This is a genomic window from Siccibacter colletis (assembly GCF_000696575.1).
Classification (GTDB): Bacteria; Pseudomonadota; Gammaproteobacteria; order Enterobacterales; family Enterobacteriaceae; genus Siccibacter; species Siccibacter colletis.
This window is the reverse complement of the sequence record NZ_JMSQ01000001.1, coordinates 302,316-312,922: the sequence shown is the minus strand read 5'-3', so window position 1 is coordinate 312,922 and position 10,607 is coordinate 302,316. Positions and strand designations below refer to the sequence as shown.

General features: G+C 49.3%; 9 protein-coding genes and 1 pseudogene. 9 read left to right on the top strand and 1 reads right to left on the bottom strand.

The features are described 5' to 3' along the window. Positions 1-165: 165 nt before the first annotated feature. The 4 genes and pseudogenes from ET34_RS0101465 to ET34_RS0101450 form a co-directional block, all read left to right on the top strand. Positions 166-1,548, top strand: coding sequence for a hypothetical protein (locus tag ET34_RS0101465; RefSeq protein WP_031518863.1), 1,383 nt, complete (start codon positions 166-168; stop codon positions 1,546-1,548). Further along, a complete protein-coding gene (locus ET34_RS0101460) occupies positions 1,545-3,446 on the top strand; it encodes a phospholipase D-like domain-containing protein (protein WP_031518861.1) in 1,902 nt (633 codons plus the stop codon). Before ET34_RS0101465 ends, ET34_RS0101460 begins: the two co-directional genes overlap by 4 nt. Continuing rightward, the gene (locus tag ET34_RS0101455; protein ID WP_022650302.1) at positions 3,436-6,090 is read left to right on the top strand and encodes a DEAD/DEAH box helicase family protein; all 2,655 of its coding nucleotides are present in this window, start codon (positions 3,436-3,438) and stop codon (positions 6,088-6,090) included. Before ET34_RS0101460 ends, ET34_RS0101455 begins: the two co-directional genes overlap by 11 nt. A gap of 157 nt (positions 6,091-6,247) precedes the next feature. Next, positions 6,248-6,543 (top strand): annotated as a pseudogene (locus tag ET34_RS0101450) (transposase); the annotation flags it as partial. Here the strand turns inward: ET34_RS0101450 and ET34_RS22660 are convergent. After that, positions 6,536-6,676: a hypothetical protein gene (locus ET34_RS22660; protein ID WP_160165443.1), complete on the bottom strand. Its 141-nt coding sequence runs from the start codon at positions 6,674-6,676 to the stop codon at positions 6,536-6,538. The pseudogene ET34_RS0101450 and the gene ET34_RS22660 overlap by 8 nt on opposite strands. A gap of 512 nt (positions 6,677-7,188) precedes the next feature. Here ET34_RS22660 and ET34_RS0101440 point away from each other — a divergent pair. From ET34_RS0101440 to ET34_RS0101420, 5 genes are all read left to right on the top strand, one after another. Beyond that, the gene (locus ET34_RS0101440) at positions 7,189-8,052 is read left to right on the top strand and encodes a GTPase family protein (RefSeq protein ID WP_031518856.1); all 864 of its coding nucleotides are present in this window, start codon (positions 7,189-7,191) and stop codon (positions 8,050-8,052) included. A gap of 91 nt (positions 8,053-8,143) precedes the next feature. Then, complete coding sequence (locus ET34_RS0101435; RefSeq protein ID WP_029039040.1) at positions 8,144-8,965, top strand: DUF932 domain-containing protein; 822 nt, start codon at positions 8,144-8,146, stop codon at positions 8,963-8,965. Between the two features lie 216 nt (positions 8,966-9,181). Next, complete coding sequence (locus ET34_RS0101430) at positions 9,182-9,883, top strand: DeoR family transcriptional regulator (protein ID WP_031518855.1); 702 nt, start codon at positions 9,182-9,184, stop codon at positions 9,881-9,883. A gap of 36 nt (positions 9,884-9,919) precedes the next feature. Then, the gene (gene ypjK / locus ET34_RS0101425; RefSeq protein WP_001115854.1) at positions 9,920-10,156 is read left to right on the top strand and encodes a protein YpjK; all 237 of its coding nucleotides are present in this window, start codon (positions 9,920-9,922) and stop codon (positions 10,154-10,156) included. Further along, on the top strand, positions 10,156-10,599 hold the full coding sequence (locus tag ET34_RS0101420; protein WP_029039038.1) for a YfjS/YafY family lipoprotein: 444 nt from the start codon (positions 10,156-10,158) through the stop codon (positions 10,597-10,599). The genes ypjK and ET34_RS0101420 overlap by 1 nt, the downstream gene beginning before the upstream one ends. Positions 10,600-10,607 lie beyond the last annotated feature (8 nt).

Genomic DNA, 10,607 nt, shown 5'->3' with positions numbered 1-10,607 from the left:
AGAAGCTACAGCTTCTGGTTATCTGCATTTTAGCACTCATCAATATCGGCCACTGATTTGCTGATTTGGTAAGTGCCAGGAAAGAAAGTGGAACATGGAAGGGCTTTCGCAGTGCACTGATTGCGTGTTGTTAGCCCTGTGGGCATAAGCGACTGACGCAACGAAATGTACATCGAGAAATTTCTGACTGAATACGATGACTCGCTAACGGGTGAGTTGAATGTGGATCCGCTTGGGCAATTAGTCATCTGGTCGTCCTGGGGGCAGGACATCTTTCATAGCCGTATTACTTCTATCGCAAATGATGTACGGCAATATACGCTGAATCTGCTGCATCACAGCGTATTGCGCCAGATACTGGTCGATGAAAAGCTGCAAACTTCAGGCGTGATGAAAGGTCTGTATCCCAAAAAGCAATTACATGAGTTTAGAGTTGCCTGTCTGATCCATTTGGAAAATATTTATATCTACTCCATGCTGGCGGCTGAAAAAAGAGGTGTCACTCTCACTGGTGTGCAGGGTATTAATAAAGCCAGATCTAAATGGAACGCTGCAAATAAAAATCCTCAGATATTTTTTGGTCATGAGAAAAGTAGTGAGTTACTGACTAATCAGATCGCTCTTGGTACCAATGGGCGCTATAAATCGCCAATGATGAAAATGCATTTTTTCTCTACTGATTATCGCTATGATCTGCCGGAAAGCAAGCCAGTGTGGCAGGCAGCAGAGGCATTTATTCGGAATGTACCAGAGCTGAAAAAATTACATGCAGCGGCATTGACTTACATGCAATTGAAAATGCAGGCCTCACATAAGCGCGACCTCAACCCATTTTTCGAAGATATTCCTGTCGGCCTAAAAAAGGCGTATGTAAAGGCATTCCGCGACCCGAAAATGGTCGGGGATTATTCGCGAATATTCTGGCTACAAAGAACGGGGTTAGATAAATATGCAGCGGGTGCTATTTATCGGGTACTCAAGCAGGAACGTTTGGACGAGTTAGAGCTTACAGATGCTGAAGTTTTCAAACGTGCCATGCATCAGGCGAAAAGTATGCCTGAAATGAATGAAAGTGACCTCAGGGCGTTACAACATATCAGTCAGGCGGAGCCATTTTTATCCCTGATCGACCTGATGTTTTCAGGCTTACGCCGACAGAGTAGTCAGACTTTGGCAGAATTTCGTCAATTCTGGCAGTCGCGCGGTCTTACGGAACTTGATCTGCCACAAAAGGCGGCTCAGCTTCTGGAAAATGATGTGCTCCTTTCCTCGCTTTCCGGTACGCCCGCCAGACGTTTTCAGCAACTATTAGCACTGGCCTGTATGCCGTCGCTGGAAGATCAGGTTCGAGGCTTGCTGGATTATCATCACAAGATAATGGAGTCAAGGGGGCAGTTCCCGTGGCTCCTGCTTGAAGGTGATGATATTTTGCTGCAGGTACCACCATGTTCGCTACGCGAAGATCGTCAGAATAGCGACTGGGTAAACCGTTATTATCTACCACAGTTCAGACATTTGCTGAACGGTTTATGGGGGCATTCTGCATGAAGCTGTTAGATGTCTTCAAAAAGCAAATTGCTGATATGGGTATGTTGAAACGTGTCTGGCTCACCACCTTTAATCTGGATATCTCTTTTGTTGAAACGTGGGTACTTCCTGCTGTGTTGGGTATGGACCCGCCCGTTAGTCGTATGGATTACGAAGGTCTGCAGCGTGCGCTGAATGAGAGTGGTATTGATTTCCGCATCTACTGCGATCCGCGCATGATTGCGAAAGAAAAGCCGAAACGTACCTCCATTGCGGTATATCCGGTGTCGGTGCGTAAGCTGGCTCAAAGCGAAGAGTCTTATCTGGATAAAGAGCGCGGGCTGTTTCACCCAAAAGTATTTTATCTCGAAGATCACTACAGAAAGATTATTGTGGGTGCGGGCAGTGCCAACCTTACGCTTAGTGGGTGGGGGCGAAATCAAGAAACTGTGGATTTTCGTTGTGTTGCAAGTAATGCCCAATACCAGCAGGTAAAACGATTTTTTACCACAATTGATAACAGTCTGAATGATGAAGAATTTTTCCCAACCCGTCGCAAGTTTCTCGGTGATGATCCTGATTGGTCATTTATTCACAGTCTGGCTGGTTGCACACTGCTAGATGCATTAAAAAACGGCGGTGAGATTCATACACTCAGTGTTTGGTCGCCTTATCTTGCTGAGGATTTAGCAGGGTTTATCGACAATATTGGGCATGAAGTGCTCGTAGAACTGGTTCCGGATTTGGTTGAGGGACGTTATATCCGCACTCGATGGAGTGACAGTATTCAGGCAATGATTACAAATAAAAAGCTTACCGTGTATCGCTCTCCAGTGCCCAAGGACGATAGGGCATTGATGACCCACGCCAAGCTCTGGCTGGCGAAAAGCAATACCGGTACGCAACTTGCCGTGGGGTCCTGGAATTTCACCAACCCGGGTTGCAGCAGCTTACCTGAGGCAAACTGGAATGTAGAAGCGGGAATTGTGCATCCGGTCTCTCGTAACATCACGATTTGCGGCAAAGAATGGGATGATGTTAATGAAGAGAATTTCGCCAGTGAAGCATTGTTGGAGGAAGAGGCGCTGGAGCCTGATGAACTTCAACCTTTCGATCTGAGCGTTATTTTTGACTGGACTCGATGTGAGTATCAGATTTCCGGGCAATGGTTCGGTGGTAAGCCTGCGTCAGGTTATCAACTGATATTGCCCGGTATCAACGGGGCAAATGAATTGGTATGGAAAGCTACCGGTATAGGTCTGAAATCGCCCCGGCAATTGACGGTATTAAAAAGCAATGCCGTATTGGATAACCCTTTTTATACCCTTCGTAGAACTGGAATAACCGACTGGCAGGGCATGATCGTTGAAAGCGGTATTGAACACCGGCGTGCGTTGAGCTTTAAGTCGCTAGATGACTTACTTAACAGCTATCTGAATTCAGTGGATCCCGCATTGAGTGATCGCCTTATGCTGCGCTGTGCTGGCGCGCAGGATGAAGAGCAAAGTGAGGGGATGGCGCAAGCCATGAATTTAGATGCCACTAGCTATTTCCGCCTCTTTCAGGCTATCCAACAACGGCGCAACTGGCTAGCAGACGCGGACGATGGCACTCAGCTGTATCGTCGTTTGTTCAGTGAACCAGGTTGCTTACAGGAATTGGCTGAAATAGCCAGGGAGCGTATAAATCAACCGACTCAGCTAGTATTTAACTGGTTTCTGGCCCAAGAAGTTAACACTCTGGCCGCTCTGGCAAGAAAGCGTGTTAAAAGCATACGTCACAAACAAGGGGCTGAAGCCATATCTGTGGCTGTGCACTTGTGGGAGTCTCTACAGGTTGCAATTCCCCCCCTAACTAGCGATGCCACTAGCCTACGTTATCTCGCTGCTATCATGGAAGACTGTAGTTATGGCGAATAAGTTAAAACAGATCATTACCCCGGTTGAGGTTTCAGCCGTGATGAATTTCGATGCAACTGATACGCACTGGCAGTATCAATCCGGTGCTTCCAGCATGGCGGCGAAGCAGGCAGAGGGGGTGGCTGGGTTGTGGAATTTGCTGAATAAACAACGACTGGCACTCCTTGCTGATGAAGTCGGCATGGGGAAAACTTATCAGGCGATGGGAGTAATGTTGTTGTTATGGCAGGCAAAACCTGATGCACGCATTCTGGTTATGGCACCTAACAGGACGCTCTGTGATAACTGGGAGAGAGAATTTAGCATTTTCACAGAGATACACTATCGGGCTGAACATAATGCCTTTACCACTTTAGAGGGTAAGACAAAATATGCCCCACAAATTTATGGCAGACTGGCGGAGCTGGCGGCCGCTGTGGAAAAAAAATCTCACCATTTTTACCTTACTACTATCCATTCACTAAGCGGTCTGGTCCCTCCAGATGAAAAAAAAGATGCTTTAAATGCTGCCGCGTCTTATGGCGTGTTATATCGTCAGCAGATTAAGCAAGCTCTTGGAAAAGGAGGGTTTGACTTAATTATAATCGATGAGGCTCATTACTTTCGTAACCGAAGCGGATCACAGCGTGCCGCCGCCGCTCAGGCCTTCTTTGGTGATGCGCAGGACCGGCTGGGGAGCAATGTACTGTTGTTGACGGCAACTCCAAATCACTCAGCATCGCGAAATGTTTATGACATATTTAGCTACTTCAGTGACATGCCAAAACGTTATGCAGAGGATGATGTCCGTGCGCTGATGAATGATTTTGCCATCCGCCGACTGCGCAAAATGCAGGGCAGAGAGAGCAGCCACAGCAAATATGAATATCGTCATGAGCGCGCTAGCATTTCCAGTTTTACTAATAAGATGGATGCTGAGTTGTTTTTTGCTCTATATCAGAAACAACTCGTGGTTCAACTGGACAAAGAGAAAAAGGCAGGTGGCGGCAGGCGCATGCTATATGGCTATCTTGAAGGGTTTGAATCAACGGGCAGTACCGCAAGTGAGCGGGATAATAGTAGTGATGAAGAGGGGCAAATCCATAATGACTTCAACCACGCGCCGGATTCTGCTCTGCTCAATAGCTTGACCCGGCAGTTTCACGATATCTATAACCGCTTTCCAGATCATCCCAAATACGACACTCTGGTAGAGGCCTGCTTTACCAGTGATCCGTTCAAGCAGTCTCAGCCGCTACATTGTAGTAAGCATTTGGTTTTTGTTCGTCGAATACCATCTGTACGCGAAATTACTCAGCGCATCAACGCACGTTATGATGAAATAATGGCTGAGCGATTGATGAATGTCTGGCAGCTACCTGCAAAGGCGCTGGCAGAATGGCGAGAGTCGGGTTGGTCCCGAGATATTTTTGTTAAGCTTTTATCGGAAAAATCCAATGAAAAGTCCGATTTTGATGAGCATATGCTGGAGGACGGGGAGACAGATGAGCCTGAAACGGATAACGAGCTAAAGCTTTCAAGTAAAATTGCCGAGCTATTTGTTATGAAGAAAACGGGCCTGCGCAGTACCGACTGCGCCAACGTTAGTTTGCGTTTCCGTCGCCCTGAAAGCCTCTTTTCATTATTTCTTGAGCCTGCATTGGATGGTACGACCGGGACCTATCATTATCATTACCGCAAAGAGTCTGGTGAACGTCAACGTGACAGCTATGGTGATGCCGCGAGAGATGCCCGGCTGCAGCAGTCGACAACAGCTCAGAAAATCAAATATATCACTGCTTTGCCCACAGCCTGGGGATTGATGTTTCATGAGCTGCCGCGGCCAGCAAAAGAGCAATTGATTAAGTGGCGTGACCAGCCTAACGGTATGGCAATTATTGAGAACTTTGCCAACTATCTTCGCACGGGTTACCTGTTTGCCAGCCCTGTGATCATTGAGCTCTATTGCTGGTTTACAGAGTTCAACCGTCGACCTCAAACAGGTGAGGTCCAGCAGCGATATCAGCATTTTGTAGAATGGGTCACCCCAAAATTGAATGGATCACTGATGCTACGTTATTTTGTGGCTGCCATTGAAACTTTCGAAACGCTATGTGTGAAAATTGTTGGCCAGAAACTAGATAATACTCAATATACTTGGCGCGAGTTCACTAGCTTGAGTAGTCCAAGTTGGTATGCCAGCGGGCAGTCAAAAAATCGCGAACGTTTAATTCGTGGATTTAATTCACCTTTCTTCCCTAATGTGCTGGTAGCAACCTCTGTGTTGCAGGAAGGCGTGAATCTTCATCTTCAATGCAATCAAGTTCATCATTATGGCATCGCCTGGACTCCTGGTGATAACGAGCAGAGGAATGGACGGGTTGATCGCCTCTTTGGTCGAATCAATACAATGCTTCAAGTCCAGGGGGCGGCTGAGATGATTATCAATTATCCCTACCTTGCAGGTACCTTCGACCAGGATCAGTTGGCATCATTTATACGCCATAAACACAGTGTTGAAGAGAAGTTAGATAGTTGCGAGCTGGAGGATTTTGACAGCGAAATTGATATTCAGGAGGATCCTCAAGGTTGGCAAAAATGGCTACGGCATCCTTGTAAGGATAAAGATAAAGAAGATCCTTACCCAGCCAAGTTTGATCAGTAGTGTTTATCATTTATGCGGTAATAATATATCAGGTGGTTACGAGCAGTTTTTTGCAGGAAACTATTTTAAATAGAAACTGGGGTCACAACACCACTGAATCGCCACGGGTTTAACAGACACCTCAGAGTCATTTAAGATGGCTTAAAGAGAGGTGCCCATGAGCGGTAAGCGTTATCCCGAAGAGTTTAAAACTGAAGCAGTCAAACAGGTTGTTGATCGCGGTTATTCTGTTGCCAGCGTTGCAACACGTCTCGATATCACCACCCACAGCCTTTACGCCTGGATAAAGAAGTACGGTCCGGATCCTTCCACTAATAAAGAACAGTCAGATGCTCAGGCCGAGATCCGCCGTCTCCAGAAAGAGCTGAAGCGGGTTACCGACGAACGGGACATATTAAAAAAAGCCGCGGCGTACTTCGCAAAGCTGTCCGACTGAGGTACGCCTTTAGTCAACATTGACCTCCACATCCCCCTCTGGCAGCTCACTTTCAGCGATTTCAGCAAGTTGTGCACTGTAACGTTCATCTGTTTTGTTGATAAATAAGGATTTAAACACTTTCACCTCATCTGTCTGAGCGTATGCCATTCAGTTATTAAGTCGTTTCTTAATAATATTGACCGATCGTCTAATAATCAACTCTACTATCCCAGTGTTTTGTCAACACACAAGATTTATTCTTCTTTTCATTAGGTTAAAGGTTGTTTCCTTGATCATTATCAACTGTGTTGGTTTTCTATGATGCCGAGGGAAACGTTAGCGGTTTGCAAGATGCAGATTCCATGCTTGAGGGGATCGAATGATGAGATAAAACAAGCTGCCTTGCCGTTTAGAGTGGTTAAGTTCTACCATAGCTCACGTTGACAAAAATAAGGGGGCCTACGTAATCCTAGCTTTCCAGTCGGCTATCGGCCTGCTCTGCGGATGAGGGATACCAAAATAACCTAACGACTCAGGGGCCTGGATCACGGGCGGTAGCGGTTTAACGCTTACCTTAATTCAAATTATTTTCAGACATATATCATTCTTCTGAACATACCTGACTAACGGCGGAATCTCACGATTCCGCCGTTTTTGTATTATTTTTCAGAGGAGTAGTAATGAACAATTCTGAAGGTTTGAAGTCGTTTCAGCAATCGCTTGCTGGCCTGCCACAGTGGGTGTCTGAACGTATATTGCAGCAGATAAATCAGTTAACCCATTACGAGCCAGTAATCGGCATTATGGGTAAGAGCGGTGCCGGTAAATCCTCACTCTGCAATGCCCTGTTTGCCAGTGAGGTATCACCGGTCAGCGATGTCGCGGCCTGTACACGTGAGCCACTGCGCTTTCGACTGCAGGTTGGCGACCGCCATATGACGCTGATGGATCTACCCGGCGTGGGCGAAAGTGGCGCTCGCGATAACGAATATGCTGCGCTGTACCGAGAGCAGCTTTCTCGCCTCGACCTAGTGCTGTGGTTGATCAAGGCTGATGACCGGGCACTGGCAGTGGATGAGCACTTTTATCATCAGGTGATTGGGGAGGCATACCGGCATAAGGTGCTGTTTGTTATAAGCCAGTCGGACAAGGCCGAACCCACCAGCGGTGGGGGACCGTTGTCCACCGCGCAGAAGCAGAATATCAGCCGCAAAATCTGCCTGCTGCATGAGCTGTTCCAGCCCGTACATCCGGTGTGTGCTGTGTCGGTCCGTCTACAATGGGGGCTTAGGGTGATGGCCGAGCGGATGATTAAGTGCCTGCCACGTGAGGCCACCAGCCCGGTGGTGTCGCAACTCCAGCCTTCCTTTCGCACGACGGTAGTCCGGGAACAGGCTCGAAGCGATTTTGGTGAAACCGTCGGTGCTCTACTCGATAGCATCAGTGCCTTTCCTCTGATATCCACACCAGTGCGGGCCGTCATTCAGGCCGTGCGCACCACCGTGGTCTCTGTGGCCCGCGCCGTCTGGGATTTCTTCTTCTGAGTATTTAATCCATCCCTGTTATTTCCCTGACCTTGTCGCCGATGCGACGGGGATCCCCTTTATTTGTTTTCCCGTTATGAGGAGTCTGCTTATGACCCGTCTGGCTTCGCGCTTTGGCGCTGCAAACATTATTCGTCGTGACCGTCCGTTAACCCGCGAGGAGCTGTTTCGCGTGGTGCCCAGTGTGTTCAGCGAGGACAAACATGAATCCCGTAGTGAACGCTACACCTATATACCCACCATCTCCTTGCTGGACAGCCTGCAGCGAGAAGGCTTCCAGCCATTCTTTGCCTGTCAGACCCGTGTGCGTGATCCGGAGCGTCGCGAACACACCAAGCATATGCTGCGTCTACGGCGTGAGGGACAGATAACCGGTAAGCAGGTGCCGGAAATAATCCTGCTCAACTCTCACGATGGCAGCAGTTCGTACCAGATGCTGCCGGGACTATTTCGTGCGGTTTGTCAGAACGGCCTTGTCTGTGGTGAGTCGTTTGGCGAGGTGCGGGTGCCGCACAAGGGGGACGTGGTGAGTCAGGTGATTGAAGGCGCGTATGAGGTACTGGGGATTTTTGACCGGGTGGAGGAGAAACGGGATGCCATGCAGTCGTTGCTGTTGCCGCCTCCGGCACAGCAGGCACTGGCAAAAGCTGCGCTCATATACCGCTTTGGTGAAGACCACCAGCCGGTGACGGAGTCGCAAATACTCTCCCCACGCCGCTGGCAGGATGAGAGCAATGACCTGTGGACCACGTACCAGCGTATTCAGGAGAACCTGATTAAGGGCGGTCTCAGTGGGCGTAACGCCAAAGGAGGACGGTCGCATACTCGTGCCGTTCGCGGTATTGACGGGGACGTGAAACTTAATCGGGCACTGTGGGTGATGGCGGAAGCGATGTTCACGCAACTGCAGTGACCGTTTCATGTTGCCACGTTGTTAATATCGGACACCACCTGTCCGCATTGCAACGTGCTGGCGGTCCTCACTCGCCGAGGGATGGCCTGTAACCCCCGCTACATCTGGCTTTTGCAGAAATAAAAAATAGTTTCTGCTGTGTCCATACCCTGTCCGCCCCTCTATTTAAAATAATCACATCATTTTCAGTCAGTTAAATTCCACGGAGAACGTCTCATGACACAGGCAGAACGCCGCCATGACCGGCTGGCTGTCAGACTGTCACTGATAATCAGCCGTCTGGTGGTGGGGGAAACGCTGAGTGTGCGTAAGCTGGCCGCTGAGTTTGGTGTGTCGGTGCGCACGCTGCGGCGTGATTTTCGCAAGCGGCTGATGTATCTGGACCTGGAGTATCAGTCCGGATATTGCCGCTTACGCACTGCGGGCAGTGAGACGCAGATGGTACCCGACGTGCTTATCTTTGCCCACTGCAGCGGGATGGCCGGTCTTTTTCCAGGTTTTGACCGTCGTCTGGTGAACGCACTGCTGATGTGCGATGAGTCCCCCTGCGTAATAGCACCAGCCAGTCCGGTTTCTTCGCCGTCAGGCGCATTGTGTTTCTGGCGACTGATTCAGGCTATTACCGGGCGCAAGCGGGTGACGCTGATTGCCGAGGGGCAGCGCTGTGAGCGGCTGGCTCCCTGCCGGTTACTCATCCACCAGCAGGCCTGGTATCTGGTGGCGGAACACGACGGACATATCGCCGTATTCACCCTGGATGAAATCCATCTGGTTCAGCCCTTGCAAGAGACTTTTCGCCGCAACGACAGTCTGTGCAGTCTGGTTGAAGACCCGGTGTTTATTCAGGCCTTACCCCATTTTCGCTTTATCCAGCAGTCACTGCTTGCGTTTATTCCGGCCGACAGCCCACCGGAATAGTGCAGGTCTATCTCAACTCATCCGCAGGGAGAGCCTATGCCATTCATTGCCATTATCGCCATTGTTGTCATCGTCATCATTCTGAACAAAACCGGGGTGTCCGACAGCCTCACGGCCCTGACCCTTGCGACGGTTGCTGCACTCTTGACGGGCGGAGGTGCAGCAGGAGCCGCCAGTGTCGCGCTGACACCGTTCGTCGGCGTGCCGGTGGGTATTTTCGTGGGCATTTATGTCTTTGCCAAAGTGGTTCGACTGATTTCAGGAAAAAAATAATGAAACGTAAAACACTGCCTCTGCTGGCACTGGTTGCCACCACTCTGTTTCTGAGCGCCTGCGATGACAGAAGTGATGAACTGAAGGCCATCAGCAAATTCAAGGACCTCACTCCGCCGCGCTTCAGCGATGTGGTCAGCCGCCAGGATGATGTCAGCGAAGAATGGTCACAGGTTGGCTTCTCATCTGGTCTCACCCTGCAGGTCTTACGTACCCGTGAGTCGCCCGATGGCTGCGAGGGCGGTAGTTACTACTACCTCGCGGATATGCAGGAAAAAACCGTCCAGCCGCTGATGAATGCGCTTTGTATTGCCGATAACATCAAACTGGAATACCAGGAGGTGACGGACCCGTATACCAAAGAAAGATACTTTGAGTACGCCCATGACGGCAAACTGATGGGGCGACTGCTGATACCCTCAAACCCTGAGAACCACGAATAAAAACAACG

Coding starts and splice junctions, on each gene's coding strand:
- ET34_RS0101465 (WP_031518863.1), top strand. CDS start 166: ATGTACATCGAGAAATTTCTGACTGAATACGATGACTCGCTAACGGGT.
- ET34_RS0101440 (WP_031518856.1), top strand. CDS start 7,189: ATGAACAATTCTGAAGGTTTGAAGTCGTTTCAGCAATCGCTTGCTGGC.
- ET34_RS0101435 (WP_029039040.1), top strand. CDS start 8,144: ATGACCCGTCTGGCTTCGCGCTTTGGCGCTGCAAACATTATTCGTCGT.
- ET34_RS0101420 (WP_029039038.1), top strand. CDS start 10,156: ATGAAACGTAAAACACTGCCTCTGCTGGCACTGGTTGCCACCACTCTG.
- ypjK (WP_001115854.1), top strand. CDS start 9,920: ATGCCATTCATTGCCATTATCGCCATTGTTGTCATCGTCATCATTCTG.
- ET34_RS22660 (WP_160165443.1), bottom strand. CDS start 6,676: ATGGCATACGCTCAGACAGATGAGGTGAAAGTGTTTAAATCCTTATTT.
- ET34_RS0101460 (WP_031518861.1), top strand. CDS start 1,545: ATGAAGCTGTTAGATGTCTTCAAAAAGCAAATTGCTGATATGGGTATG.
- ET34_RS0101430 (WP_031518855.1), top strand. CDS start 9,182: ATGACACAGGCAGAACGCCGCCATGACCGGCTGGCTGTCAGACTGTCA.
- ET34_RS0101455 (WP_022650302.1), top strand. CDS start 3,436: ATGGCGAATAAGTTAAAACAGATCATTACCCCGGTTGAGGTTTCAGCC.